Raw genomic sequence first — 26,727 nt, 5'->3', positions numbered from 1 at the left:
GTTGCCGAAAAGCCCGCGCGGCGACTGGGCTTCATGCGCCTCAAGACACTAACATCAGCGTTACTCGAACCTCTTCCAGGTACTTTCCATGACCGATTCTCTCGACCAACCCGAACCCGTCCTCGCGCGCAGCGACATGAATCTCGTGTGGCTCGACATGGAGATGACCGGGCTCGATCCCGACAATGATCGCATCATCGAGATCGCGGTGGTCGTGACGAATTCGACGCTCGACAAGCTGGTGGAAGGGCCGGTGTTTGCGATCCATCAGTCGGAAGAAGCACTTGGCCGCATGGACGAGTGGAATCGCAATACGCATGGCCGCTCGGGGCTGACGGAACGCGTGAAGGCATCGACGGTGGATGAAGCGGAAGCCACGCGTCAGATTCGTGAATTCCTCGGTCAGTACGTGCCGCCCGGCAAGTCGCCGATGTGCGGCAATTCCATTTGCCAGGACCGCCGCTTCATGGCGCGCTGGATGCCGGAACTGGAGACGTTCTTTCACTATCGCAATCTGGACGTGAGCACGCTCAAGGAACTGTGCCGCCGCTGGCAGCCAGCCATCTACAAGGGCTTTCAGAAGCGCGCGATGCACACGGCGCTCGCCGATATCCACGAGTCCATCGACGAACTCAAGTACTACCGCGAGCACTTCCTGATTCCCGCGGCGTCGGCATCGTCGGCTCAGGCTTGAGGTTTGGAAGCGCCTGACTTTCGAATGGCGCTTTTGGGCCGGAACGCGGCAACCGCTTCCGGCTTCGTTTCGATGTAAGGCCCGCCGATCAGATCGATGCAATACGGCACTGCCGCGAAGATGCCCGGCACGCGCGTCTTGCCGTCGGCGTCCTTCAGGCCTTCGAGCGTTTCCCTGATCGACTTCGGCTGTCCCGGCAAATTGATGATGAGCGCGGCGTGATCCTCCGTCTCACGAATCACGGCAACCTGGCGCGAGAGAATGGCGGTCGGCACGAAGTTCAGGCTAATTTGGCGCATCTGCTCGCCAAAGCCTGGCATCGGCTTGGTGGCGACGGCGAGCGTCGCTTCCGGCGTCACGTCGCGGCGCGAGGGACCGGTGCCGCCCGTGGTCAGCACGAGATCGCAACCGTGTGTGTCGACCAGTTCGATGAGCGTGGCCGAGATGGTGGCGGCATCGTCGTGAATCAGCCGCGTTTGCGCGCGCCAGGGTGAGCTCAGCGCTTCTCCGAGCCACGCTTCGAGCGACGGCACGCCTTTGTCCTCGTAAACACCTTGCGAGGCGCGATCGCTGATCGAAACGAGTCCGACGAGCAACTCGTCCGGATGATTACGCTTCGTCGTCGTCACGGTTGTCCTCGTCGCTGTCGCTCTCGTCTTCCTGCTCCACGCCCGCTGCGTTCTTGATCCACTGGAACAATTCGCGGTAATAGCGCGGCGGCTTTTGCAGCTCGCGCTCCTTGCGCGTATTGCGGATCAGCGTGCGGCCTTCCTGCGCGTCCACGCCCGGATGCTCGCGGATGAAATCGGTCAGCGCGGCGTCGTTTGCGAGCAGCTTGTCGCGCGAGCGTTCGATCCAATGCAGGCGCGCGGTCTCCGCCTTGTTCACGCCGCGATGCGTGTCGAGTGCGGTGCGCAGCGCGGCGACTTCGTCTTCGAGCAGCGTGCGCATGACGCGCCCGACGTATTGCACCTGACGGCGCTTGCCTTCGTGATCGGTGATACGACGCGCTTCGCGCACGGCGTCGTTCAGCTTCTCAGACATGGGCATGCGCTTGAGCGCGTCTTTCGGCAGCGCGATCAGCGCCTCGCCCAGTTCCTGCAGCGCGTGCATGTCGCGCTTGAGCTGGGATTTGCTCGGGCGATCGTAGCCGTTTTCGTCGACTTCCGGCTCGGCTTCGATCGGTTGAATGCGGGTTTTACGGTTCATGGCGATATTGTAGCTTGCGCGTCGCAGCGCTCGGCTCGCGCCCGCCAAGCGATGCATCGTGCATGCGGTGCGGGTGCGCGGTCCTTGCTATGATCGCAGCATGCGTCGATCGAATCGACCCCGCCGTCTGCTTCATCGAAAGGCCGGACGAAAGCGGGAATCCTCTTGCAACGACACGCGCGGGCGCGCGGCGCCCCCGACCTCCTAAGGCACACACAAAATGGCAGCAGACATGGACGTCAAGCAACGCTTTTTCCCGCATACGCAAGACGAACTCAAGGAGATTGCCTCCGACATCCTGCGTCACGCGAAGGAACTCGGCGCGACCGATGCCGCCACCGAAATCTCCGAAGGCGATGGCCTTTCGGTAAGCGTGCGGCGCGGCGAAGTCGAGACCATCGAGCACAACCGGGACAAGATGGTGGGCGTGACCGTCTTCATCGGCAAGAAGCGCGGCAATGCGAGCACCGCGGACTTCACGCGCGAAGCACTGCGCGATACGGTTGCGGCCGCCTACAACATCGCGCGTTTCACGGCGGAAGACAGCGCCGCCGGGCTTGCGGAAGAAGACTTGCTGGAGAAGTCGCCTCAGGACCTCGATCTTTATCATCCGTGGGTCATCGACGCCGAAGAGGCCGCCGAGCTCGCACGCCGCGCCGAAGCCGCCGCGTTCGCGGTGGATAAGCGCGTGACCAATTCCGAGGGCGCGAGCGTATCGGCGCAGCATTCGCAGTTCGTGCTCGCGACCTCGCGCGGCTTCCTCGCGGGCTATCCGTACTCGCGGCACTACATCGCGTGCGCGCCCATTGCCGCGAGCGGACGCGACATGCAGCGCGACGACTGGTACACATCGCGCCGCAATGCCACCGAACTCGCCGCGCCGGAAGCCGTCGGACGCTACGCCGCCGAACGCGCGCTCGCGCGTCTGAACGCGAAGAGCCTCGACACGCGCAAGTGCCGCGTGTTGTTCGAAGCGCCGCTGGCGGCGGGCATCCTCGGCTCGTTCGTGCAAGCGGTGAGTGGCGGGGCGTTGTATCGCAAGACGACGTTTCTCGTCGATAGCCTCGGCAAGCCGGTGTTCGCGCCGCACGTTCAGATCGTCGAAGATCCGCACGTGAAGGGCGGCATGGGCAGCGCGCCGTTCGACGAGGAAGGCGTGCGCACCGAGCGTCGCAATGTGGTGGATGACGGCGTTGTGCAGGGCTATTTCCTGTCCACGTATTCGGCGCGCAAGCTCGGCATGAAGACCACCGGCAACGCGGGCGGCTCGCATAATTTGACGATGACAAGCTCGAATACGAAACCGGAAGACGACTTCGAGGCCATGCTGAAGAAGCTCGACACCGGCCTTTTGCTTACCGAACTGATGGGGCAGGGCGTGAACTACGTGACGGGCGACTATTCGCGCGGTGCGTCGGGCTTTTGGGTGGAGAACGGCAAGATTCAGCACGCGGTCGAGGAAATCACGGTCGCGAGCACGCTTCAGGAAATGTTCCGCCACATCGAGGCGATCGGCGCGGATACGGTCGTGCGCGGCACGAAGGAAATCGGCTCGGTGCTGATCGAGCGGATGACCATCGCGGGGCAGTAAAACTCAGAGGTGGTTCAAGAAGAAGGCCCCGGATGGCGCGAGCTATCCGGGGCCTTCGTTCATGCGTCCGCCCGGCGTCGATACGTGACGAACGCGAAGTCGAACGCGTTCGGTGGCGCGGCGCGCCGCGGATCGCGCGCGACTTCCTGCCAGTGCGCGGCGTCCGGCGCCGGAAAATGCGTGTTGCCTTCGAAATCGGCATCGATCTCGGTGACGATCAGCTTGTCCGCCTGCGCGATGGCGTCGCCGTACAACTGCGCGCCGCCGATCACGAAGGCCTCGCTTGCGTGGTCGGCGATGGCGAGCGAGAGCGCATCGGCCAAGCTCGTGACGGTATCGCAGCCGGTATAGCGACGCGTGGCGTCGCGCGACACGACGATATTCCGCCGCCCGGGCAGCGGCCGGCCGATCGATTCGTGCGTCTTGCGTCCCATGATGATCGGCGCGCCCATCGTCGTGCGCTTGAAGAAAGCGAGATCCTCGGGGAGGCGCCAGGGCAGGTCGTTGTCGCGTCCGATCACGCCATTGCGCGCGCGGGCGACGATCAGGGTCAGCGTCGTCATGTAGTCGGAAAGTCGTGCAGGAGTGAGGCGCGCAGGAGGCGCGACCGTGCCGCGATTTTAACCGACGCCCGCCGCTGTCTTGCCTCGACTCAGCCTTTGGTCCGATCGAAGCCCGGCCGCTCGGGCGTGAACTCGTCCCATAGCGTGACGCTCACGCCGTAGTTCGAAGACTGCCTTTGGTGCGATTCGGCGTCGCTCGTGTTCGCTGCATCCCGCGCATTTGTCCACGACAAGGCGCGTCGCTCGTCGTCGTCCGACGAACGGGAAGTCGGCGCGCAATCCGGTAAAGAATGATCGAAAGCCATCGTGGCGACATATCCGAGTAAGTATTCCCGGAAGTGTTTCGGGAATAAAACAGTCAAGCGGCTGGTATATCGAGTTGAGATGCGACCAGGCTGAAAATCTGCTGACGAAACGAAATGCGGCTTGCATTTCTTACCTGTCCGCATGCATCAAATATAGCCAGATGCATGCCAACGGGCGCAATCCGTTACCGTGCAAAGAACATGATGAAAACGGCAGAAAATCATCGTGGCCGAATGGACGAAAACGTTTCACACGTGAAACGCGAAGGGAGAAAAACATGAATTTCCTGTGAATCAGGTATAAGATTTTGTCTTATTAAAACGTCTCATTTGCTTTTAATAATTCATTGAGAAATTCTTGCCAGCCCCGTCCTGTCAGGGTTTTGTGACCAGTCCAATGGGCCTTGACGATATTTGTTTGCGGGGTTTATGGGTTATAGTAGTCTCTCGAAAATGGCGCAGAACCGGTCAATAGGGATTCGTGGAAGGGTTCACGGCGCCAGATGCGTCGTTCCCGGAGGCAACGAATCGAAACGCGAGTCCGCTCGCCACACAGCGCGAGGACATTGATTTCTGCATGCAGCGAGAGCCTGAACTACGCGACCTTTTCAACGAATGTTGAAGAAAGGATCTGAATAATGGACGTCGCTCGGCGGCAACTTATCTATGTGACTCGCGATCCCAGCGAGATGCTATGTGCGCGGTTCGAAGAACGCGGCTGGCAAATCGAAATCGTGGCGAGCGCGCGCGACACGAAGAAAGCCCTGCGTAGCGATATGGCAATCGGTGGTCTGCTGGACTTGTCGAGTCACTTCGAGTCTCACGAATTGGCGGCGTTCGAGTCGTCGTTGACCATGACGAACGTCGGCTGGGTCGCCGCCACCGTTTCCGGACAACTGGAAGACGCCGCCGTGCGCCGGCTGATTCGCGACTATTGTTTCGACTACGTCACGATGCCGACTTCGAACGATCGCATCGTCGATTCCGTGGGACACGCCTACGGCATGGTCGCGCTGCATGACGCGGCATCGAACGATTCGCGCAGCGAAGGCCGCGCCGAAGGCGAAATGGTCGGATCGTGCGACGCCATGCTGGCGCTGTTTCGCTCCATCCGCAAAGTCGCCATGACGGACGCGCCCGTGTTCATCTCGGGCGAATCGGGCACAGGCAAGGAACTGACGGCGGTTGCCATTCACGAGCGCTCCGCGCGTCGCGATCAACCGTTTGTGGCCATCAACTGCGGCGCGATTCCGGCGCATCTCCTGCAATCGGAGCTGTTTGGCTACGAGCGCGGTGCGTTCACGGGCGCAAATCAGCGCAAGATCGGGCGCGTGGAGGCGGCCAACGGCGGCACACTGTTCCTCGATGAAATCGGCGATCTGCCGCTCGAAAGCCAAGCGAGCCTGTTGCGCTTCCTGCAGGAGCGCAAGGTGGAGCGTCTGGGCGGTCACGGTTCGACGCCCGTCGATGTCCGCATCATCTCGGCGACTCACGTCGATATGCAAACCGCGATGATCGAAGGGCGTTTTCGCGCCGACTTGTATCACCGCCTGTGCGTGTTGCAGATCGACGAGCCGCCGCTGCGCGCGCGCGGTAAAGATATCGAATTGCTCGCGAAGCACATGCTCGATCGCTTCAAGAAGGACGCAAGCCGGCGTCTGCGCGGCTTTTCGCCGTGCGCCATCGCCGCGATCCACAACTACGGCTGGCCGGGCAACGTGCGCGAACTCATCAACCGCGTGCGGCGTGCCATCGTCATGTCGGAAGGGCGGCAGATCACCGCGCGCGATCTCGAATTGGGCGAATACGTCGAAGTGGCGCCGGTGTCGCTTGCGCAAGCGCGCGAGGCGGCGGAGCGTCAGGCCATCGAACTCGCATTGCTGCGTCATCGCGGGCGTCTTGGCGATGCCGCGCACGAACTCGGCATCTCGCGCGTCACGCTGTATCGGTTGCTGAGTGCGCATGGCATGCGCCATATCGAGGTGGATGCGCCGCCGGAGCACGCCACGCGCGGCTAAGACTCAGGCTTGGCAGGACATTCGAACGGGCGCTTCAAGCGCCCGTTTCTTTTGTGTCACGAAGAGCGTCCGCGCGCTGCGCTTGGTAAAATTGCTTCTTTGCGCCGGCATTCGCTCAGGCGCGTCGCGCCTCCAAGGATCATCGAATGAAACAGTATCTCGAGCTCGTCCAGACGATTCTCGATACCGGCACGTGGCAGGAAAACCGCACGGGCATTCGCACTATCGGCATTCCGGGCGCGATGTTGCGCTTCGACTTGCAACAAGGCTTTCCTGCCGTTACGACGAAGAAGCTCGCGTTCAAGTCGGCGATCGGCGAAATGGTCGGCTTTCTGCGCGCCTCGAAGAGCGCCGCTGACTTCCGCGCGCTCGGTTGCAAGGTCTGGGACGCGAACGCCAATGAAAATCCGCAGTGGCTCGAGAATCCGTATCGCCAGGGCGAGGACGATCTCGGCGACGTGTATGGCGTGCAATGGCGTAAATGGCCCGCCTACAAGCTCGTGGATGCCTGCGCGGGCGACCAGATCGCCGACGCCACCAATCGCGGCTATCAATTGGTGACGAGCTTCGTCGAAAACGGCCGCGAGCAGGTGCTGCTGTATAAGGCGATCGACCAGTTGAGGCAATGTCTCGATACGATCATCGAGCGTCCCACCGACCGGCGCATTCTTTTTCATGCGTGGAATCCGGCCAAGCTCGACGAGATTGCTTTGCCCGCGTGTCATCTGCTGTATCAATTCATCCCGAACGTAACGACGCGCGAGATTTCGCTGTGTCTTTATATCCGCAGTAACGATGTCGGGCTCGGCACGCCGTTCAATCTGACCGAAGGCGCGGCGCTGCTGCATCTCGTCGGACGGCTGACCGGTTTCAAGCCGCGCTGGTTCACGTATTTCATCGGCGACGCGCATATTTACGAGAATCAACTCGATATGCTGAACGAGCAATTGAAGCGCGAGCCTTTTCCGAGTCCCCAGCTCATCATTTCGGATCGCGTGCCGGATTACGCTGTCACGAAACGCTATGAACCGGAATGGCTGGAACAAATCGAGCCGAAAGACTTTGCGCTCGAAGGTTATAAACACCATGAAGCTTTGAAGGCGCCGATGGCGGTTTGATTATCGCTTTCTCATGCAGGACGCAAAAACGCACGGCGCAAAACCGTGCGTTTTTGTTTGGCTCAGCGCATCGACAGAAATTGTTGGAAGTGTTGCTGTCCTGAGGGCGTTACGCGCAGCACACGGCGTTTCGATGTCGGTTCGATCCAGCCATGCGCTTCGCAAGCGTCGAGAAACGCCGCACCAAGCGCGCCGCCTAAGTGCGGCCGCCGCTCGCTCCAGTCGATGCACGTACACGCAAAACGTCTGCGGCGCGCCCGCTGTGCCGTCAGGTCGATACCCAGTTGCGCGAAGGCCTGCGCGCCGTCTTTCGTGGCTTCGAGTTCGGTGGCGCCGTCTGCGGCGAGCCAGTCGCGAGCGATCATCGTATCGAAGACACGCACCGCCAGTTCGCCCGCCAGATGGTCGTAGCACGTGCGCGCGTAGCGCATGTCGAGTGGCACCGCGCTCGGCGGCCGCTGCGGCTCGCGCTCCGGCGCGCTCGCGCGCGCGAGATTGGCGAGCGCTTCGATCGCGGCAGCGATATCGGCGGTCGCGATCCGGTAATAGCGATGCCGCCCGCTCACTTCCAGCGCCAGCAACCCGCCTTCGGTCAGACGCGCGAGATGTCCGCTCGCCGCGGAAGGCGAGAGTCCCGCGATCATCGTGAGTTCGCCGGCGGGGCGCGCGGTGCCGTCCATCAGCGACCAAAGCATGGCCGCGCGGCCCGGATCGGCGAGCAACGCCCCAATGCGCGAAAGGCCGGGAAAGTGGCGGGAGCGAGAGTCTTCGGGGCTTGAGTTCATGGCGCTTCTCCGGAACCGTTTCAGATACTCTAGCGCGCAATCGCACGCGATGTTTCACTGCCCGGTGAAACGTCGATGCATCCGCAGCCGGCGCTAGTATGGCCCTTCGTATCGGTAATCGCGGCAGCAAGGAGTTCGCATGATCAGATTCATCACAGTCACCGTCGTCGCCGGGTTGATCGCGCTTGTCGCCGGATGCGCGGGCGGGCCTTCTTCGGCGGGCGCGGGCGGCGGCAGCATCACGATGTACGGCACCATCGACGAAGGCGTGACCGTGCACAATTAGCCGAGCTTTTTGCCGACCCTATAATCGGGCGTATGCGCCTTGAAGAGCGCGTGCAACTTCGATAAAACGGAACGCCATGAATACGCCCATTTCCACTTTCGCTCCCGCCGAACCCGGCGCCCTTCGCGCGGGCCGCGCCGAAACCACGTTTCGTTTTCTCGCCGAACCGACTTCGGTGAACTTCGGCGGCAAGGTGCACGGCGGCGCGTTGATGAAGTGGATCGACGAAACCGCGTACGCATGCGCGGCGATGTGGTCCGGGCGGTATGCCGTGACGGTGAGCGTCGGCAATATCCGCTTTCGCAGGCCGATTCTCGTCGGCAATCTCGTGGAACTACGCGCGCGCGTGGTGGCGACCGGGCGCACCAGCATGCATATCCATATCTCCGTGCACGCGGGCGATCCGAAAGTCGGCGAGCTCGAACAGACCACCGATTGCCTGATGGTCTTCGTCGCCGTCGATGAAAAAGGTCAACCGACACCCGTGCCCGCGTTCGTGCCGGAATCGGACGAAGAGAAGCGTCTTGCACGCTACGCGATGGACGTGAAAGATGCGCTCGACGCTATCGTCGAACTGAAGCCGGAAGAGGTCGCGGCGGGGAAGGTTTGAAGCGCATTGACCGGTGAAGCCCGCGCATGCGCACGCGGGCTTCGTGATCGATCGACAAGCTACTTGTTGCCGACCATGTCCTGCGGCTTGACCCATTCATCGAACTGCTGCTCGGTTACGTGTCCGAGCGCCAGCGCCGATTCCTTCAGCGTCGTGCCTTCCTTGTGCGCCTTCTTTGCGATCTGCGCGGCTTTGTCGTAGCCGATATGCGGATTGAGCGCCGTCACGAGCATCAGCGATTCGTTCAGGAGACTCTCGATACGCTTCTCGTTCGGCTCGATACCGACCGCGCAGTTGTCGTTGAAACTGAGCGCGCCATCCGCGAGCAGACGCACGGACTGCAGCACGTTATGCGCGATCATCGGCCGGAACACGTTCAGTTCGAAGTTGCCGCTCGCGCCGCCGAAGTTCACCGCCACGTCGTTGCCGAAAACCTGACAACAGAGCATGGTCACGGCTTCGGACTGCGTGGGATTGACCTTGCCCGGCATGATCGAGCTACCCGGCTCGTTTTCCGGAATCGAAAGTTCGCCCAGCCCGCAGCGCGGACCGCTCGCGAGCCAGCGGATGTCGTTGGCAATCTTCATGAGCCCGGCGGCGACCGTCTTCAACCCGCCGTGCGCGGCGACGAGCGCATCGGCGGCGGCCATCACTTCGAATTTGTTGGGCGCGGTTTCGAACGGCAGGCCGGTCAACTTGCCGATGGCCGCCGCGACCTTCACCGCGAACTGCGGATGCGCATTGAGCCCCGTGCCGACGGCCGTGCCGCCTTGCGCGAGCTGATACAGATGCGGCAAGGTTGCCTCGACGTGACGAATGCCCTGATCGAGTTGCGCGACATAGCCTGAGAATTCCTGGCCGAGCGTGAGCGGCGTTGCGTCCTGCAAGTGCGTGCGGCCAATTTTCACGATATCCGCGAAGGCCTTCGATTTTTTGTCGAGCGTGTCCCGCAGCGTCTTGAGCGCCGGCACGAGATGCTTGACGATGGCAAATGCGGCGGCGACATGCATGGCCGTCGGAAATACGTCGTTGGACGACTGTCCGCGATTCACGTCGTCGTTCGGATGCACGAGGCGCTCTTCGCCGCGCTCACCGCCGAGCAGCTCGCTTGCGCGATTCGCGATCACCTCGTTGAGATTCATGTTGGTCTGCGTGCCGGAGCCCGTCTGCCACACGGCGAGCGGAAACTCGTCCGGATGCTTGCCGTCGATGATCTCCTGCGCGGCCTCCTTGATCGCCTTGGCTTTCTTGGCGTCGAGCACCTTCAGCTCTTCGTTCACGTCGGCGGCTGCGTGCTTGACGATAGCGAGCGCCGTGATCAGCTCGGGCGACTGCTTTTCAGTCGATATCTTGAAGTTCTGCAAGGAGCGCTGCGTTTGCGCGCCCCAAAGCTTGTCGTTCGGCACGGCAATCTCGCCGAACGTGTCCTTCTCCATGCGTACATCGCCCTTTGCGTTCTGTGTCATTGCTTGAAGCTCCTTACGAGAGTCAGATTCGGTGCCGATGCGAGCCGCCCGCTTCATAACTGCTTGTCGACTGGCAGCAGCATGAAGAGGCCCGTCATCACGTTTCGATACAAGCCCGCTTCGGGATCGAAGTTATAGGTGACCATGCCGTCCTTGCCCTTCGTCGTCCAGACGAGGCCGGATTGCGGCGAACCGGTGCGCTGCAGACTCGCCATCACCGCCGCGCTCGCCAGTTCCACGCGATAGCTCACCTCGGGCGTGATGCCTCGATCGAACAGCTTCGCGGTCTGATCGGCGATAGGCTGGCTATGGATCACGAGCGCGAGTTCGGTGTTGAGCAGCGCCGAGCGCGGATCGAGATTCATCGAGCCGATCACGAGGATACTCCGATCGATGACATACGCCTTTGCATGCAGACTCGCGCGCGATTGCGAGCCGAACAGCCCGGCGCGCGGACGGCCTTCGCCCTGAATCTGAATCGGCTTGAATTCGTACAGTTCGACGCCGTTTTGCAGCAGAGGAATGCGATACGGCGCGTAGCCCGCCTGGACCGCGACGGCATCGGTGGCGGCGAGGGAGTTGGTCAGCACCGCGACGCGCACGTGGCGCCGCGTGACATCGGCGAGCGCCTTCACGCCTGCATCGTGCGGCACGAAGTAGGGCGACAGAATCAGGAATTCGCTTTGCGCGCTCTTCAGCAGGTCGGCGAGACGCGTCATCGGCGGACTCTTGTAGTCCTCGCTCGGGTTCTCGATCTTCGACGGCGAATCGGCCCAGAATTCGGTCTCTGCCCACACGAGTTCCAGATCTTCCTGCGCGATCTGCTGCGCGAGCGGCGTCGCGTTCAGCGGCTTGGCATTGAGCGGTTCGGCTTGCGCGCGCCAGTGTGCGCGCAGATCGTCGCGCGTCTTGTCTAGCTCGGACGCGTCGAATTTCTGCTTGTTCAACACGCGCAGCGGATACGACAGCGCGCTGTTCCAGTAGTCGTCGAAACTCGCGGAGACTTTTTGCGCGATGGGTCCGGCGGTGAAGACATCGAGATCGCGGAACTGCAGCGTCGGACTCGCGCTGAAGTATTCGTCGCCGAGATTGCGGCCGCCGACGATGGCGATCTGGTTATCCGCGATCATCGCCTTGTTATGCATGCGGCGCGTGAAGCCATCGACATTGGAGAAGAAGTTCTGCGTGCGTTCGGTGAAGCTCTCGCGCGCGCTGCCGTATGGGTTGAACACGCGAATCTCGATGTTTTGATGCGTGTTCAGCGCCGCCATGATGCGGTCGATGTCCTTGAAGTTCAGGTCGTCGACGAGCATGCGCACGCGCACGCCGTGGTCCGCCACGTAGAGCGCGGCGGCGAGCAGCAGCTTGCCGGTGTTGTCTTCCTCGGCGATGTAGTACTGCATGTCGAGCGTTTTCGTCGCCGCGCGCGCGAGCGCAATGCGCGCCTGCAGCGCTTCCGTGCCGCTTGGCAGGAGACGCACGGCGGACTGGTCCGGGTGCTTGCGTTCGAGCGGCGCGAGCGCGTCGCCGAGCGGCGTGCTTTCGCTGGCCGGCAAAGCCTGGCTCACCGGGCGATCGAACGCCGTGGCGGGCGGGCGTGTCGCGCAAGCGGCGCAAAGTGCCGTCAGCGCGAGCGTTGCGAAGAGGCGCGCGGTGCGACTCGAAATCTTCCTCATGCTGCTCGTTCTTGCATTTGCACTCGCACTTGCACTTGCACTGATGGCAGCTTCATCCATTCCCCGGTTTCGCGACACTGTCATTCCTCTTTTTCGTGGTCTCGATACGGCCCGGCATTCATGACGATGCCGATGCTCGGTTTCGCGACGTAGCAATTACCGTTCTCGCCGTGCTGGTCTCGAAAATATTCTATGGGAAATTGGACGATTCGCCCGGAAAGGCAGTACGCGACCCGCGTATCGGCGCCGGAGCGCGGACGAAAAAAAGCCCGCTCGGGTGGAGCGGGCTTGAACCCCTGTCACTGGAGTCTCAAGGAGGAGACGGGTTCATCCTAACAATGCCTGCTGGTCTCTCCAACCAAGGATTCGTGCTTTGTATGTGGGGAAGCGGTTGTGATGCTTATTTGCTCGAACCACGCGCTCAGGTCGGGCCGTGAACCGGCGCGGTCGCGCCATCCGCAACCTTCACGCTTCCCGTCTCGACCATCCGCCGGCTGATTCGATGAAAACGCAGCGTCATCAGCATGGCAACGCTCGCGAGCCCCGCCGCGAGGCCCCACCACAAGCCCTTCGCGCCCAGTTCGAAGTGAAACGCGAGCACATAACCCGTCGGAAAACCGACGCCCCAGTAACCGAACGCGGCGGCGAGCATCGGCACGCGAGTGTCCTTGAGGCCGCGCAGGCAGCCGGAACCGACCGTCTGCATGCCATCGACGATCTGGAACACGGCGGCGACACCCAGCAGCGAGGCCGCGAGCGCAACCGTCTGCGCGTTTTTCGGATCGCCGAGATGCAGATACAGCCCGACGATCGCGCGCGGCACGGTAATCAGCACGAGTCCCGACAGCACCATGAAGCCGACGCCGAGCGCGAGCGCGACGAAGCCCGCATGACGCGCCGCGAGCGGCACGCCTGCGCCGACCCAATAGCTCACGCGCACGTTCGCCGCCTGTCCGATGGCAAGCGGCACCATGAAGGCCACCGACGCCACGTTGATCGCGATTTGGTGCGCGGCGAGCGGCGCTTCGCCAAGCAAGCCGACCATGAGGCCGGTGGCGAGAAACAGCGTGGATTCGACGCCATACGTGATGGCGACCGGCCAGCCGATGCCGAAGAGTTCGCCCATGAGCGGCATGCGCGGACGCGCCGCGACGACGAAATGACGATAGCGCGGCCGCAGATGCAACAGCGCGACGAGCGCGAGCGCAATGCCCCAAATGGTGATCGTGGTCGCCGCAGCCGAGCCGAGAAACCCTTCGCGCGGCAGGCCCCAGGCGCCGTGAATCAGCCCGTAGTTGAGGAAACCGTTGACGAACACACCGCCGATCGACACCCATAAAAGCCTGCGCGCCGCGCCGATAGCCGGCAGAAACGCGCGCATCAATCCAATGCCGATGAGGCTGCCCGGCGTGCCCCAGCGCAGCACGGCGCAATACTCACCGACATTCCGGGCCAGCGTCGCGGGTTCATGGAACGCGAGGAGAATCGGCTCGGCGTAGCTCAGGAGCACGAACGCGGGCACCGCAAGCAGCACCGACAACACGAGCCCCGTCCAGTAGATGCCCGGCACCTGATGTTCGGCGTTCGCGCCACGCGCATGCGCCACCGATACGCTGACGGACGTAAGCACGCCCTGCAGCAGCGTCACGATCACGAAGAACACGTTCGCGCCCAGGCCGCCGGCGGCGAGCGCATCGGGGCCTAACGAGCCGAGCAGGATGGTGTCGGTGACGCCCATCGCCATTTGCGAGAGTTGCGCGATGGCGAGCGGCGCCGCGAGCCGCGCCGTATCGACGGCATGGCGCGAAAAACTCGGCGGATGCGCCGCCGCGCGCGTGAAATGGGATTGCATGTCTTGAGCGGCCATTCGTGGCGACGGTTTATTCCGGCGCGCGGACTTGGATCTTCTGACCATCGAGTGCGACGACCTGACCCGCGCGAATCTTGCAGGTCTTGCGCATCTCGACTTTGCCGTCGACGCGGACATCGCCCATGGCAACGCGCGCTTTCGCGGAGCCGCCGCTGTCGGCGAGCCCCATCAGCTTGAGCAAGTTATGAAGTTCGACGTAGTCGCCCGTAAGGGTGAATTGAAGCGGTGGCATGGCGGGCGCGGAGGTTACTCGGGTTGATTCGAGGTGGATTCGAGATGAATTCGGGGCGAAGGCGTCAATGATAAACCAGTGGCCGCCCTCGAATAGCTGGGCACGCGCCGTGCTAGTGCATGACGGACTTCGGCGCGCGCTGTCATCGTATTGAAAGCAGGCGCGATGGCAATTGTAGCCAGATGAAACGGTCGGTAACAACGACTCGGTTCGTCGAACTTGGACGCGCATCGCCGAGTCCGATAGTTTGATCGATACAGCTTCGGTCATCTTTCCAATCGACAAAAGTCGTGCGTCATCGCAGTTCGTGGCCGCCGACGCTTAAACCAAGAGAGGACCTCGCTCATGATTAAGACTCGAAATCTGATGATCGGCACCGCATTCGCCGCCCTGACCGCCGCTTCGGGCGCTTTCGCCCAAACCACGGACGCCGTGCCGGCACAACCGGCGACGCCCGCGCCGCAAAATCTCGTCGCGCCCGCGCCGACCGATCCGCTGGTCCAGCGCCGCAACGCGAACGCCGAGGCGAACGCGGAGTACAAGGCATCGAAGAAGGCTTCGCAGGCCGACCTGAAGGCCGCGAACAAGCAGGCGAAGGCGCAGTACAAGGAGCAGGTGCGTAACGCGAAGATCAATCGCAAGGCGGATAAGGACGCCGCCAAGGATGAGTTGAACGCGACGGAATCCAACACGCCGAAGGACACGGGCTTGCAGCATTGATTTTGATGCGTTGGACGCGCGCCGCGGTGCCGTGGCGCGCGCTTCATGAGGCTTGAGAAAGGGAGGACACACCATGACTCGATCAAAGAATGCAGTGTTGGCCGCCGTGATTGCCGGGACGCTTGCGAGCGTCTCAGTGGTTTCGTTCGCGCAGACGACGAGCGATCAGCAGCCGAGCAGCGCGGACAAGAAGGCATCGAAAAAGCAGGCCGAAGCCAACAAGGACGCGGCCGTCGCTCAGGCCAAGGCCGACAAGAAGAAAACCGAAGCGCAGTCGGAAGCGAACGAAGCGGCTGCGGATGCGAAGCTCAAGAACGCGAAAAAGGCGGATTAGCAGGACGGTTGTTCGGGTAGTGCGAATGGTCCAGTCGGGTGCAACCCGCTGGGCCGTTTTTTTTTGCCCAACCAACCGGTGAGCGCAAACCCTTGCGTCTCCAGTCTGTATGGATATACAGTACACGTCACACTTTTTTGCGCCTCTTCCCGTGCTGACGCTCCCTGAAGAAACCGCCACCGCCGACGCAGCCGAAGCCCAGGTCGCCGCCTATCTCGCCAAGCTCAACGAGGCGCAGCGCCACGCCGTCGAATTCGGCGTCGATGAACCCAACCGCTGCGGCGGACCGCTTCTCGTCATCGCGGGCGCGGGGTCTGGCAAGACCAACACGCTGGCGCACCGCGTCGCGCATCTGCTGGTGAAAGGCGCCGACCCGCATCGCATCCTTTTGCTTACTTTCTCGCGCCGCGCCGCTGTCGAGATGACGCGTCGCGTCACGCGCATCGCCATGAACGCGCTTGGCACCAAGGCGGCCATCGCGCAAGGTCTCACGTGGTCAGGCACGTTCCATAGCGTTGGCGCGCGTTTGCTGCGCGATTACGCCGATCTCGTCGGGCTCGCGCCGTCGTTCACCATCAACGACCGCGAAGACTCCGCCGATCTCATGAACCTCGTGCGCCACGAGCTCGGGTTATCGTCGAAAGAGAAGCGCTTTCCCGCCAAGTCCACGTGCTTCAGCATTTATTCGCGCGTGGTCAACACGGGCGCCTCGCTTGCCGCCGTGCTGGATCAGTCGTATCCGTGGTGCCGCGAGTGGGAGGCGGACTTGAAGCGTCTCTTCGCCGCCTACGTCGCGGCCAAACAGACGCAAAGCGTGCTCGATTACGACGACCTCTTGCTTTACTGGTCGCATCTCGCGGCCGAGCCGACTATCGCCGCCGATCTGTCGAGCCGCTTCGATCACGTGCTCGTCGACGAATATCAGGACACCAACCGCCTTCAGGCCACCATTCTTCTGGCGATGAAACCGGACGGCCGCGGCCTCACCGTCGTCGGCGACGATGCGCAGTCCATCTACTCGTTTCGCGGCGCGACGGTGCGCAATATCCTCGATTTTCCGCGGCACTTCGACCCGCCCGCCGCGACCGTTACGCTCGATCGCAACTATCGTTCGACGCAGCCCATTCTCGAAGCGTCCAACGCGGTGATTGGCATGGCCACCGAGCGCTATACGAAGAACCTCTGGACCGACAAGGCATCGGCGCAAAAACCGCGCGTGGTGAGTGTCGCCGATGAAGCCGATCAGGCGCGCTACATCGTCGAGCAAGTGCTGGAGGCGCGCGAGGGCGGCATGAAGCTCAAGTCGCAGGCCGTGCTGTTTCGCGCGGCGCATCACAGCGCGACGCTCGAAATCGAACTCACGCGCAAGAACATTCCGTTCGTGAAATTCGGCGGGCTCAAGTTTCTCGACTCCGTGCACGTCAAGGACGTACTCGCCGTATTGCGCTGGGCGGAAAATCCGCGCGATCGTGTCGCCGGCTTTCGCGTGGCGCAATTGCTGCCGGGCGTCGGGCCGGCCATCGCCGGGCGGCTGCTGGACAGCGTGGCGCAAGCCGAACGTTCATCGAATGCGATTGCCGCCTTCCATGCGCCCGCCCGCGCCAGCGAAGACTGGCCGCGTTTCGTCGGCCTGATGGCGAAACTCTGCGGCCGCGAGAGCGGCTGGCCGGCGGAGTTCGAAATGATCCGCCGATGGTACGAGCCGCATCTCGAACGCAATCACGAAGACGCGGCCATTCGTCTTGGCGACGTATTGCAGATGGAGAGCATCGCGTCGACCTATCCCACGCGCGAGCGCTTTCTCACCGAACTTACGCTCGATCCGCCCGATGCGACCAGCGACGAGTCCGGCGTGCCTCTCATCGACGAAGATTATTTGATTCTCTCGACAATCCATTCGGCGAAGGGGCAGGAATGGCGCAACGTTTTCGTGCTGAACGGCGTGGACGGCTGCATTCCATCCGATCTGGGCACGGGTAGCGACGAGGAAATCGACGAAGAGCGGCGGCTGCTTTATGTGGCGATGACGCGCGCGAAGGAAGATCTGCATATCGTCACGCCGCAGCGCTTTTACGTGCACAACCAGACGCATCTGGGCGACCGGCACGTGTGGGCGCAACGCACGCGCTTCATTCCGCAGCATCTGATGCAGAATTTCGAAGCCACCGCGTGGCCGCCGGTTCCGGTCGCCGCCGCGCCGACGGCGGCGGGACTCGCGGCCGCGGCTAAGGCGAAGATCGATATCGCGGCGCGCTTGAAGGGGATGTGGGATTAGCGGTAAGCGGCGCCCGGTCCACGCCTAACGCTGCGCCCGCGAAGTCTTCGGCACGCGCGGCGCCGGCGCAAAGATGCTGCGCAGCCATGCGGCAAACCGCGTGAACCCATCATAAGGTTCATCGACAAACAACTCCGGTCGCAGCGAGCGAATGTATTCGAGTACCTGCTGCGCTTCCTGTTTCTGAATCGACCCATAAAAAATGCCAAGCCGCAGCAGACAGCGCAATTCACCGAGCTTCTCGCGCGCATTCGAGCCAACGCTGTTTTCCACCGCGATCTTCGTCTCATAGGTGCGCTGACGCAGCGAATCGGCGAGGCGCCATGCGGGCGTCTGCATCTTCTCCTCGACTTCGCGGATATCCATCGCGGCCGACTTGATCTGCGAGGCGAGCACATCGACTTGCGAAGCATCGCCCTTCGCCTCGGTGACGATGGCCGTCGCCCATTCGCGCGATGCCTTCACAAGATCCTCGGCGTTCCAGTCCGAGCGGATCGCGAACGCGAAACCGTGTTCGGCCGCCTGTCGGATCAAAATCTCGACGACATCCGGAAATTCCTTGTCGAGCGCGCGTTTGGCCCACGCGTACTGGCCTTGCGACAGCATGCGCTGCACCGCCTGCTCGGTCAGCGGCGTCGGATTGTCGAGCAGCTTGGCGCGCAGAAAGTCCTCGAACGTCGGCGTGACGAACTGCGGGTCGAGCTTGAGCGACAGGCGCATGAACGCCTCATAGTCGCGATGCAATGAAGCGATGGTCTCGTCGCGAAACGATAGGGTTATTTGACGCATGTTGGTTCCCGGTTCCGCGCTCGGATGGCCCGATGGCGGGAAATGCCTTTGGCGTCCGCTTCGACGGCGGAGTCCATTCGTTTCTGATAACGGCGTTACAGCCGGGAACTTGAGGGTGTTCTGAAAGCCGTTGCGCGAAGAAGCCTTTAACGCAAGACGACGAACTGCCAAACGAAGAAAACCGCGAGCGACACCCCGATGGTAAGCAAGGGCCGCCTGGTCCACGCGCACACGGCCACCGCAACCACGGCGGCCACGAGTTGCGGGTTGCGCCACGTGATTTCCGCTCCGTTGCCATGCGGCGAGACGGTCATCGGCACGATGATCGCGGTCAGCACCGTCACCGGCACGAAACCGAGCGCCGTGCGCACGATGGGCGGAAACGGCAACCGCTCGCCCAGCACGAAGACGGCCGCGCGGATCAGATACGTGACGAGCGCCATGCCGAGAATCAGCAGCACATAGTTCGATGTGGTCATCGTGCGCGCTCCTTGCGGTTATCGCCGTTCGATTCACGCTCGCGTCGTTCCATCAGCGTGATCGCCATGCCGACTCCGATTCCCACCAGCACCGCCGCAAGCAAGCCGAGCTTGTATGGCCAGTCCTGCCACGCGAACGACAGCACGCCCGATGCAATCGCCGCCGCGACGAAGCGCACGGCCACCAGTTGCGGCACGATGATGGCGATGAACGTCGCGACCATCGCGAAGTCCAGCCCGAGCGACTTGAGCCCTGGGAATGCGGCGCCGAAGAGCAAGCCGACGAGCGTCCACAGTTGCCAGTTCAGATACATCGAGAGGCCGGAGCCGAAGAAGTAGTGCGGGCCGATTTCGCCCGGCGCGCGCTTTTGATAATGCGCGTAAGCGACGGCGAACACTTCGTCGGTGAGCAGACCCGACAGCGCCCAGCGCCAGCGCGCGGGCAGATGCGCGACATAAGGCGCGAGCGTCGCCGAATAAAGGACGTGCCGCAAGTTGATGACGAAGGTCGTGGCCCAGATCACGATGAAGCTCGCGTGTCCCGCGATCATGCCGATGGCGATGAACTGCGCCGAGCCCGCGAACACCGCGAGCGACATCAACTGGCCGTGCCAGAGCGTGAGCGGGCTCGCCGTGACGAGCGTGCCGAAGATGACGCCGAAGGGCGCGGCGCCAACCATCATTGGAATGGTGTCGCGCGCGCCGGCGGCGAATTCCCGCAGCGCGGGGCTGGATACTGCTTTCAAATCGTGCCTCCGTTATAAGCCAATATGAGCGATTGGGCATTCATATCGGTCGCCGGGAGGATAAGGCATGCAGTAAGCATCGGGCTTGTACGATCGTGCGGCGCTCGTGGCTCGCGTGATGGTTTCAACCAGCCTGCCGGCAAGTCGTACAGTTTACAACTTCATTGTGGGCGCGGCGGGGCGCGCGCATCGCTTCACTTCCTTCACTTCACGGGAATGGTCGTGCCTTCGGGAACCGGCACCGCCGTCACGCTGTTCTTCGGACTACCGGTCGCAATGCGGTCGCTGTAGGTCAAGTAGACGAGCGTATTGCGTTTGGCGTCGACCACGCGCACCACGTGCAGCGTCTTGAAGATGAACGACATGCGGTCGGAGAAGACGTCGGTCTTCTGCTTGAGCGGCTGAGTGAATTTGATCGGCCCGACCTGACGGCAGGCGATAGACGATTCCGTCGGATCTTCCGCGATGCCGAGCGTACCTTTCACGCCGCCCGTGCGCGCCCGCGACACGTAGCAGGTGACGCCCGCGACGAGCGGATCGTCATAGGCTTCGACGGTCACGCGGTCGGAACCGGTGAAACGGAAATTGGTGTTGACGCTCGCGATTTCCTCGGCCTGCGCTGTGGCCGCGCCGAACGAGGTAACGAGCGCCGCAGCGGTAGCGGTGAGGAGAGTGCGGTTCATCGTGATCCTTCGGAAAAAGAGAAAGGGCGTCGTATTGTATCGACGCCCTTGCTGTTTTCCCGCAAGCATTCGGCCAATCGGCGATTCAATGGAAGATCAAATACAGGATCACCAGAACCACGACCGGCACACCGAGCAGCCATCCGAGTAGGTAAGGCATGTCGACCTCCTTCGCGTGTTGTTTTTGACGATTCCAGTATCGCGAGGAAGCGCGCGCGGCGTTAGCCGCGTGTGTCCTAAATACGTGTAGGCGCAGTCCTATGCTCTCTTACCGGCACGTTACGATTGGTCATTCCATCACGCGAATCCTGCGCGCCGGCTGATCCCGATACAGCGTGCGCACGTAATCGAGATGCGCTCCGGCGCATTCGCGGGCGCGGGCGGGGTCGCGGGCGGCGATGGCATCGAACATGGCGCGATGCTGAGCGAGCAGGTTCGCTTCGACTTCATCGTCGTAATCGACCAGACGGTGCGATGTCAGCATGGACTCGCGCACCAATTCGTTGAGACCGTGCATGACGTGCGCCAGCGCGACGTTGTGCGTGGCGTCGGCGATAGCCAGATGAAACGCGGCGTCTTTTTCGGCAATGCGCGTGCTCTTGTCGGCCACCGCGGCTTCGAGCGCCTGGAATGCATCGGCGATGCGCGTCAGATCCGCCTCGGAGGCGCGCTCGGCGGCGTAGGCAGCGGACAGCGTTTCGAGGCCATGACGCAATTCGAGGACATCGGCGCTGGCGTTGGGTTGCTGTTCGAGGAGTGCGGCGAGTGGATGCGACACGAGCGGCGCCGTCACATCCGACACGACGAATCCGCCGCGTGCCACCGCGCGGATGAAGCCGTCCGACTCCAGCCGAATAAGCGCCTCGCGCAGCGACGGCCGCGAAACGTTGAGTTGTTCCGCCAGATCGCGCTCGGCTGGGAGGCGCTGGCCAGGCAGGAGCGTGCCATTCGAGATCAACTCGCGTATCTGCCCCGACACTACGTCCGACAAGCGCACGCGGGCGTAGGAATGCGAGTGGACGGGCTGAAAAGGCATCGTTCGAGCAGTGGAGGTAAATCGGAACTTTCGGAGTTTGACACGAAAGAGCCATCTCTTTAAAGTCTTGGTCAGACCAAGCTTACCAAAATCCGGCCCCCAATCCTCAAGTCGCCGTTTCGGATCCCATGAAAGTCGCCCTGTTTGTGCCCTGTTTCATTGACGCCTTCTACCCGCAGATCGGCGTCGCCACGCTGGAACTGCTCGAACGCCTCGGACTCGATGTCGATTACCCGCAGGATCAAACCTGCTGCGGCCAGCCGATGGCCAATAGCGGCGCTCACAAGGAGGCCGCAGGCGCCGAGCGCGTGTTTGCGCGCAACTTCGCGGATTACGACTACGTCGTCGGACCGTCGGCGAGTTGCGTGCATCACGTGCGCGAGCACTTCACGGCCATCGAGCAGACGAGCGCGGTATCGAAGGTCAGAAAAAACACCTACGAGCTCGTCGAATTTCTGCACGACGTCTTGCAGGTGCGCGAATTTCCGTGGGCCGAATTCCCGCATCGCGTCGGGCTGCACAACAGCTGCAGCGCGGTGCGGCACTTGCGCGAAACGTCGAATTCGGAAGTGGCGGCGGCGCCGTTTTCCAAGCCGCGCGCGCTGCTCGAAGGCGTGAAGGGCATCGAATTCGTCACGCCCGCGCGACCCGACGAATGCTGCGGCTTCGGCGGCACGTTCTCCGTGACCGAGGAAGCCGTGTCCGTGCGCATGGGTCAGGACAAAGTACGCGATCACGTCGGCGCGGGCGCGCAGTACATCGTGTCGGGCGACATGTCGTGTCTCATGCATCAGCAGGGATGCGCCGAGCGTCTCAAACTCGATGCGCGTTTCATCCATATCGCGCAGGTTCTTAACGGAGCGCGCGCATGAGCAAGACCTCGGGCAAGTCGGTGAGAATCGATCACGCGAAGGCGGCGGGCGCGTTTCTGCAGAAGCCGGATCACGTCGCGTTCCACGACAAGCGGCTGTGGGACTTGCGCAGCAAGCGCGACGCGCAGGCGCACGGTATTCCCGAATGGGAGGAGATGCGCAATCTCGCGTCGGGCATCAAGGAACATACGCTGTCCAATCTCTCCGAATACCTCGCGCAGTTCGCGGATCAGGCGGAGAAGAACGGCGTCATGGTGCACTTCGCGGCCAACGCGGAAGAGCACAACGCGCTCGTCCACAAGCTGATGAGCGAACGCGGCATGACCACGCTCGTCAAGAGCAAATCCATGCTCACCGACGAATGCTACATGCGCGACTATCTCGAACCGCGCGGCATCACGGTGATGGAAACCGATCTTGGCGAACGCATTCAGCAGCTGGATCACCAGGACCCGAGCCATATGGTCGTGCCGGCCGTACACAAGCTGCGCGCGGATGTAGCCGAGCTTTTTGGACGCACGATCGGCACCGATCCGGACAACAGCGACATCCACTATCTCGCCGAAAGCCAGCGCATGGACACGCGGCCGTACTTCGTGCGCGAGAAGACGGCCGGCATGACGGGCTGCAATTTCGCGGTGGCGGAAACGGGCACGGTCGTCGTCTGCACGAACGAAGGCAACGCGGATCTCTCGGCGAACGTGCCGCCGCTGCATATCGCGTCCATCGGCATCGAGAAGATCATTCCGCGTATTGCCGATCTCGGCGTGTTCGTGCGCATGCTTTCGCGCAGCGCGCTCGGCTCGCCGATCACGCAGTACACGTCGCACTTTCGCGCGCCTCGGCCGGGCACGGAGATGCATTACATCCTCGTCGATAACGGCCGTTCCGAACGCCTCGCGCTCGACGACTTCTGGTTCTCGCTCAAGTGCATTCGCTGCGGCGCGTGCATGAATACGTGTCCGGTGTATCGGCGAAGCGGCGGGCTATCGTACGGCGGCACGTACTCGGGGCCGATCGGCGCGATCATCAATCCGACGCACGATCTCAAGCGCTACAGCAGCCTGCCGTTTGCCTCGACGATGAACGGCAGTTGCACCAACGTCTGCCCGGTGAAGGTGAATATTCACGAACAGATCTACAAGTGGCGCGAGGTGATCGCCGAACGTCACGAAGTGCCGTTCGTGAAACAGGAAGTGCTGAAGATGGCGGGACGGCTGCTCGCGAGTCCGACGCTTTATCGCGCGACGGTGGCATCGCTTGGCGGCGCGCTCAAGCGGCTGCCGAACTTCGTGCTGTACAACCCGCTCAACATCTGGGGCCGGCAGCGTGACTTGCCCGAAGCGCCCGCCGAGACCTTCCACGAGTGGTACAAGAAAAACCGGAAGATCGCCAAATGACGACTCGCGAAGCTTTTCTGTCGAAGATCCGCGCGGCGCAGCCCGCTTCACGCCCGCTTCCCGATGTGCCCGTCTTCGCGACGCCCGAGGGCGATCTGCGCACGCGTTTCGAAACCGCGCTCATCGCCATGGGTGGAACATGCGTGGAAGCGCAGAGCCTGGACGAAGTCGGCGCGATGATCGCGCAACGTTTCGGCGATGGCGCAGCAGTGGCGTCGGCGGTGGCGGGAATCGAAGGCACGCGGCCGATTACGGTCGATACCGTTCCGTCGTCGCTTCAGGATGTCGATGTGGGCGTCGTGAGAGGGCGCTTCGGCGTGGCGGAGACTGGCTCCGTGTGGTTCAGCGAAAAGGAGTACGTCGTCAATTCAATCGGCTATATCGTGCAGCATCTCGTCGTGCTGCTCGATCCTTCGCAGCTCGTCGAAGGCTTGCAGCAGGTTTATCGACGACCCGATTTTCAGTCGGCCCGTTATGCGGTGCTGGTGACGGGGCCTTCGGCCACTGCGGATATCGAGGGCGTGCTGATTCGCGGCGCACAGGGCGTGCGATCGCTGACGGTTGTCTGGCTTGCTGCTTAGATGCTTTAGAAGAGCGCTACTGCTATTTGCGCAAACAAAAAAGCCCAGTCGAATGACTGGGCTTTTTGTACGAAACTGGGTGGCTCCCCGACCTGGGCTCGAACCAGGGACCTACGGATTAACAGTCCGGCGCTCTACCGACTGAGCTATCGGGGAACAGCTACTACGCTTGAAACGAGTCTCTGATGAGACAAAAAACCCAGCTCACAACTCGGCTGGGTTTTCCTTTGATTCTGTCTGGAACCTGCTCGATACTGAGTGGCTCCCCGACCTGGGCTCGAACCAGGGACCTACGGATTAACAGTCCGGCGCTCTACCAACTGAGCTATCGGGGAACAGCTACTGCAGAGAAACGAAATTATAGGGAGCGCTTTCTGCGCTGTCAACGCTCAATCTTCATTCAATAACGGTTTTTTGCATCGAAATTGATTGATCCTGCGCGTCCGACAAATGACACGGCGGCAAATACAGCCGCTTAGCGCTCCAGCAGATCCAGCTTTTCCTTCACGTCCTTGAATTCGTCGGCTTCCGGCAGCGGCGCCTTGGTCTTCGTGATGCTCGGCCAGTTGCGCGCGAGTTCCGCGTTCAGTTCGGTGAAGTGTTGCTGGTCGCCGGGAACGTCTTCTTCGGCATAGATTGCATTCACCGGGCATTCGGCCACGCACACGGCGCAGTCGATGCATTCGTCCGGATCGATCGCGAGAAAGTTGGGACCTTCGCGGAAGCAATCCACCGGGCACACGTCCACACAATCGGTGTAGCGGCACTTGATGCAGCTTTCGGTCACAACGTGAGTCATTCAGGCTCCTGCATACGCAATTCGGGGGAGGGCGGCGTTTTTAGATGACCATTTGGGCAGCGGCACAGGGCCGTGCGCGGCTCGCTCGCCAAAACGCATATTGTAGCGTAACGGTAAAAGGCGACGCGAGCGCCGCGCCATGCGCCTTATATCGATTCGTGATTAATGTATGCGGCTTTCCTAAAAGGGCCGGGGCGGCAGGATGCCGTGCACGCATTCGGGTAACATGAACGGACAGCGCGCGGCGCGTCTCGTCAATAGCGGTCGGTAGCGGCCGATACAGCGCGCGGGCATCCTTGCATCGATGTACAAGCCAGAACCATGATCATCAATTCGCTGCTCGATACCGATCTCTACAAATTCACCATGATGCAGGTGGTCCTGCATCATTTCCCGGCGGCGCACGTCGAGTATCGGTTTCGCTGCCGCACGCCGGAAGTGGATCTGGTGCCGTTCATCGACGAGATTCGGGACGAGGTGCGTCAACTCTGCAACCTGCGCTTCAAGGAAGAAGAGCTCGACTATCTGCGGCGAATGCGCTTCATCAAGAGCGACTTCATCGACTTTCTCGCGCTCTTTCATCTGAACGAGAAGTCCATTCGCATCGCGCCGTCGAAGAAGGGCAACGGCGAGATCGACATCGAAATAGAAGGGCCTTGGCTGCACACTATTCTCTTCGAGATTCCGGTGCTGGCCATTGTCAACGAAGTGTATTTCCGCAATATGCAGAAAAAGCCGGAATACGAAACCGGACGCGAACGTCTGCGCGACAAGATTAAACTGCTCGCCACACCGCCCGAATATTCGGACTGCAAGATAGCCGATTACGGCACGCGCCGCCGCTTTTCGGGCCAATGGCACGAGGAAGTCGTGCTAACGCTCAAGGAGCGGCTCGGCGAACAGTTCGCGGGCACGAGCAACGTGTTCTACGCGATGAAGCATGGTTTGCGTCCGCTCGGCACCATGGCGCATGAATACCTGCAAGCGTGTCAGGCGCTCGGCCCGCGTCTGCGCGACTCGCAGATCTTCGGCTTCGAGATGTGGGCGAAGGAATATCGCGGCGACCTGGGTATCGCGCTGTCGGATGTCTACGGCATGAAGGCGTTCCTGCGCGACTTCGACATGTACTTCTGCAAGCTCTTCGACGGCGCGCGTCACGATTCCGGCGATCCCTTCGACTGGGGCGAACGCCTCATCCGGCATTACGAGGAAAACCGCTGCGATCCGCGCACCAAGGTGCTCGTGTTCTCGGACGCGCTGGATATTCCGAAGGTGCTGCAACTGTATGAGCGTTTCCGCGGGCGCTGTCAGCTCGCGTTCGGCGTCGGCACGAATCTCACGAATGACCTGGGCTATCAGCCGTTGCAGATCGTCATCAAGATGGTTCGCTGCAATGGTCAGCCGGTGGCGAAACTCTCCGATTCCCCCGGCAAGAACATGTGCGACGACAAGGCATATCTGGCTTATCTGAGGCAAGTGTTCGGCATCGAGAAGCAAGCGGGCGAGACCGACTGACGCTTGGTTCGTGCTTTGTTCCCGCGCGCGGCCTATGCCTTTCGGCCGAGGTTCGCGCGCTCAAGACCGCTCGAT

28 protein-coding genes and 2 tRNA genes are annotated in these 26,727 nt (G+C 61.8%); 13 read left to right on the top strand and 17 right to left on the bottom strand.

Features of this window, described 5'->3' with window-relative positions:
* Positions 1-88: 88 nt before the first annotated feature.
* Positions 89-694, top strand: a complete 606-nt coding sequence (gene orn, locus NCT04_RS10600) for an oligoribonuclease (RefSeq protein WP_250465290.1) — start codon at positions 89-91, stop codon at positions 692-694.
* Here orn and mog read toward each other — a convergent pair.
* Both mog and yjgA read right to left on the bottom strand, forming a co-directional pair.
* On the bottom strand, positions 685-1,323 hold the full coding sequence (mog, locus tag NCT04_RS10595) for a molybdopterin adenylyltransferase (RefSeq protein WP_244825874.1): 639 nt from the start codon (positions 1,321-1,323) through the stop codon (positions 685-687). The two genes, orn and mog, sit on opposite strands and share 10 nt — an antisense overlap.
* The gene (gene yjgA, locus NCT04_RS10590) at positions 1,304-1,903 is read right to left on the bottom strand and encodes a ribosome biogenesis factor YjgA (protein ID WP_250465289.1); all 600 of its coding nucleotides are present in this window, start codon (positions 1,901-1,903) and stop codon (positions 1,304-1,306) included. The genes mog and yjgA overlap by 20 nt, the downstream gene beginning before the upstream one ends.
* Positions 1,904-2,123: 220 nt before the next feature.
* Here yjgA and pmbA point away from each other — a divergent pair, with 220 nt between their 5' ends.
* Positions 2,124-3,494: a metalloprotease PmbA gene (gene pmbA / locus NCT04_RS10585; RefSeq protein WP_250465288.1), complete on the top strand. Its 1,371-nt coding sequence runs from the start codon at positions 2,124-2,126 to the stop codon at positions 3,492-3,494.
* A 59-nt stretch (positions 3,495-3,553) separates the two neighbouring features.
* Here the strand turns inward: pmbA and NCT04_RS10580 are convergent, their stop codons facing one another.
* On the bottom strand, positions 3,554-4,057 hold the full coding sequence (locus NCT04_RS10580) for a dihydrofolate reductase (protein WP_244825870.1): 504 nt from the start codon (positions 4,055-4,057) through the stop codon (positions 3,554-3,556).
* An 89-nt stretch (positions 4,058-4,146) separates the two neighbouring features.
* The gene (locus NCT04_RS10575) at positions 4,147-4,290 is read right to left on the bottom strand and encodes a hypothetical protein (protein ID WP_250465287.1); all 144 of its coding nucleotides are present in this window, start codon (positions 4,288-4,290) and stop codon (positions 4,147-4,149) included.
* A gap of 710 nt (positions 4,291-5,000) precedes the next feature.
* Between NCT04_RS10575 and NCT04_RS10570 the strand changes: the two genes are divergently transcribed.
* Together NCT04_RS10570 and NCT04_RS10565 are read left to right on the top strand one after the other, a co-directional pair.
* The gene (locus NCT04_RS10570) at positions 5,001-6,380 is read left to right on the top strand and encodes a sigma-54 dependent transcriptional regulator (protein ID WP_244825869.1); all 1,380 of its coding nucleotides are present in this window, start codon (positions 5,001-5,003) and stop codon (positions 6,378-6,380) included.
* Positions 6,381-6,526: 146 nt separating this feature from the next.
* The gene (locus tag NCT04_RS10565) at positions 6,527-7,498 is read left to right on the top strand and encodes a thymidylate synthase (protein WP_244825868.1); all 972 of its coding nucleotides are present in this window, start codon (positions 6,527-6,529) and stop codon (positions 7,496-7,498) included.
* A 62-nt stretch (positions 7,499-7,560) separates the two neighbouring features.
* Here NCT04_RS10565 and NCT04_RS10560 read toward each other — a convergent pair whose 3' ends face one another.
* A complete protein-coding gene (locus NCT04_RS10560) occupies positions 7,561-8,283 on the bottom strand; it encodes an ArsR/SmtB family transcription factor (RefSeq protein WP_244825867.1) in 723 nt (240 codons plus the stop codon).
* Positions 8,284-8,422: 139 nt separating this feature from the next.
* Between NCT04_RS10560 and NCT04_RS10555 the strand changes: the two genes are divergently transcribed.
* Complete coding sequence (locus tag NCT04_RS10555; protein ID WP_244825866.1) at positions 8,423-8,569, top strand: hypothetical protein; 147 nt, start codon at positions 8,423-8,425, stop codon at positions 8,567-8,569.
* A 76-nt stretch (positions 8,570-8,645) separates the two neighbouring features.
* On the top strand, positions 8,646-9,179 hold the full coding sequence (locus NCT04_RS10550) for an acyl-CoA thioesterase (RefSeq protein WP_250465286.1): 534 nt from the start codon (positions 8,646-8,648) through the stop codon (positions 9,177-9,179).
* A gap of 59 nt (positions 9,180-9,238) precedes the next feature.
* On the opposite strand, the gene fumC is transcribed toward NCT04_RS10550, so the two are convergent.
* From fumC to NCT04_RS10530, 4 genes are all read right to left on the bottom strand, one after another.
* Positions 9,239-10,645, bottom strand: coding sequence for a class II fumarate hydratase (gene fumC / locus NCT04_RS10545; protein WP_250465285.1), 1,407 nt, complete (start codon positions 10,643-10,645; stop codon positions 9,239-9,241).
* A 53-nt stretch (positions 10,646-10,698) separates the two neighbouring features.
* The gene (locus tag NCT04_RS10540) at positions 10,699-12,321 is read right to left on the bottom strand and encodes a phospholipase D family protein (protein WP_244825862.1); all 1,623 of its coding nucleotides are present in this window, start codon (positions 12,319-12,321) and stop codon (positions 10,699-10,701) included.
* 421 nt (positions 12,322-12,742) lie between these two features.
* The gene (locus NCT04_RS10535) at positions 12,743-14,173 is read right to left on the bottom strand and encodes an MATE family efflux transporter (RefSeq protein WP_250465284.1); all 1,431 of its coding nucleotides are present in this window, start codon (positions 14,171-14,173) and stop codon (positions 12,743-12,745) included.
* Positions 14,174-14,201: 28 nt separating this feature from the next.
* Positions 14,202-14,423: an RNA-binding S4 domain-containing protein gene (locus NCT04_RS10530; RefSeq protein WP_244825859.1), complete on the bottom strand. Its 222-nt coding sequence runs from the start codon at positions 14,421-14,423 to the stop codon at positions 14,202-14,204.
* Positions 14,424-14,768: 345 nt separating this feature from the next.
* On the opposite strand from NCT04_RS10530, the gene NCT04_RS10525 reads away from it, so the two are divergent.
* The 3 genes from NCT04_RS10525 to NCT04_RS10515 all read left to right on the top strand — a co-directional run bounded on the left by NCT04_RS10525 (position 14,769) and on the right by NCT04_RS10515 (position 17,752).
* Entirely contained in the window at positions 14,769-15,143 is a 375-nt protein-coding gene (locus NCT04_RS10525) for a hypothetical protein (RefSeq protein ID WP_244825857.1), read from the top strand.
* A gap of 73 nt (positions 15,144-15,216) precedes the next feature.
* Positions 15,217-15,477, top strand: a complete 261-nt coding sequence (locus NCT04_RS10520) for a hypothetical protein (RefSeq protein WP_244825855.1) — start codon at positions 15,217-15,219, stop codon at positions 15,475-15,477.
* A 109-nt stretch (positions 15,478-15,586) separates the two neighbouring features.
* A complete protein-coding gene (locus NCT04_RS10515) occupies positions 15,587-17,752 on the top strand; it encodes an ATP-dependent helicase (RefSeq protein ID WP_284503145.1) in 2,166 nt (721 codons plus the stop codon).
* 24 nt (positions 17,753-17,776) lie between these two features.
* Here NCT04_RS10515 and NCT04_RS10510 read toward each other — a convergent pair whose 3' ends face one another.
* The 5 genes from NCT04_RS10510 to NCT04_RS10490 form a co-directional block, all read right to left on the bottom strand.
* Positions 17,777-18,541: a DUF4088 family protein gene (locus tag NCT04_RS10510; protein ID WP_244825852.1), complete on the bottom strand. Its 765-nt coding sequence runs from the start codon at positions 18,539-18,541 to the stop codon at positions 17,777-17,779.
* A 146-nt stretch (positions 18,542-18,687) separates the two neighbouring features.
* Entirely contained in the window at positions 18,688-19,020 is a 333-nt protein-coding gene (locus NCT04_RS10505; RefSeq protein ID WP_250465282.1) for an AzlD domain-containing protein, read from the bottom strand.
* Complete coding sequence (locus NCT04_RS10500) at positions 19,017-19,703, bottom strand: AzlC family ABC transporter permease (protein WP_250465310.1); 687 nt, start codon at positions 19,701-19,703, stop codon at positions 19,017-19,019. Before NCT04_RS10500 ends, NCT04_RS10505 begins: the two co-directional genes overlap by 4 nt.
* A gap of 266 nt (positions 19,704-19,969) precedes the next feature.
* Positions 19,970-20,449, bottom strand: coding sequence for a CreA family protein (locus NCT04_RS10495; RefSeq protein ID WP_250465281.1), 480 nt, complete (start codon positions 20,447-20,449; stop codon positions 19,970-19,972).
* A gap of 289 nt (positions 20,450-20,738) precedes the next feature.
* Positions 20,739-21,485, bottom strand: coding sequence for a FadR/GntR family transcriptional regulator (locus NCT04_RS10490; protein ID WP_244825847.1), 747 nt, complete (start codon positions 21,483-21,485; stop codon positions 20,739-20,741).
* A gap of 128 nt (positions 21,486-21,613) precedes the next feature.
* Here NCT04_RS10490 and NCT04_RS10485 point away from each other — a divergent pair, with 128 nt between their 5' ends.
* From NCT04_RS10485 to NCT04_RS10475, 3 genes are read left to right on the top strand one after another with little or no spacing between them, the layout of a single operon-like run.
* Positions 21,614-22,357 (top strand): (Fe-S)-binding protein, encoded by a 744-nt coding sequence (locus NCT04_RS10485; RefSeq protein ID WP_244825846.1) that lies wholly within the window; start codon positions 21,614-21,616, stop codon positions 22,355-22,357.
* Complete coding sequence (locus NCT04_RS10480) at positions 22,354-23,757, top strand: lactate utilization protein B (RefSeq protein ID WP_250465280.1); 1,404 nt, start codon at positions 22,354-22,356, stop codon at positions 23,755-23,757. The genes NCT04_RS10485 and NCT04_RS10480 overlap by 4 nt, the downstream gene beginning before the upstream one ends.
* Positions 23,754-24,338, top strand: coding sequence for a LutC/YkgG family protein (locus NCT04_RS10475; protein WP_244825844.1), 585 nt, complete (start codon positions 23,754-23,756; stop codon positions 24,336-24,338). Before NCT04_RS10480 ends, NCT04_RS10475 begins: the two co-directional genes overlap by 4 nt.
* Positions 24,339-24,418: 80 nt before the next feature.
* On the opposite strand, the gene NCT04_RS10470 is transcribed toward NCT04_RS10475, so the two are convergent.
* From NCT04_RS10470 to fdxA, 3 genes are all read right to left on the bottom strand, one after another.
* Positions 24,419-24,494, bottom strand: a tRNA-Asn gene (locus NCT04_RS10470).
* Between the two features lie 103 nt (positions 24,495-24,597).
* A tRNA-Asn gene (locus tag NCT04_RS10465) sits at positions 24,598-24,673 on the bottom strand.
* A gap of 140 nt (positions 24,674-24,813) precedes the next feature.
* Positions 24,814-25,137, bottom strand: coding sequence for a ferredoxin FdxA (gene fdxA / locus NCT04_RS10460; protein ID WP_062633607.1), 324 nt, complete (start codon positions 25,135-25,137; stop codon positions 24,814-24,816).
* A 321-nt stretch (positions 25,138-25,458) separates the two neighbouring features.
* Here fdxA and pncB point away from each other — a divergent pair, with 321 nt between their 5' ends.
* Positions 25,459-26,652: a nicotinate phosphoribosyltransferase gene (gene pncB, locus NCT04_RS10455; RefSeq protein WP_244825843.1), complete on the top strand. Its 1,194-nt coding sequence runs from the start codon at positions 25,459-25,461 to the stop codon at positions 26,650-26,652.
* The last annotated feature ends 75 nt before the right edge of the window (positions 26,653-26,727 follow it).

Source organism: Caballeronia sp. GAFFF2 (assembly GCF_023631485.1).
Classification (GTDB): domain Bacteria; phylum Pseudomonadota; class Gammaproteobacteria; order Burkholderiales; family Burkholderiaceae; genus Caballeronia.
The sequence above is the reverse complement of the archived record's forward strand: the minus strand, read 5'-3'. Positions and strand labels throughout refer to the sequence as shown.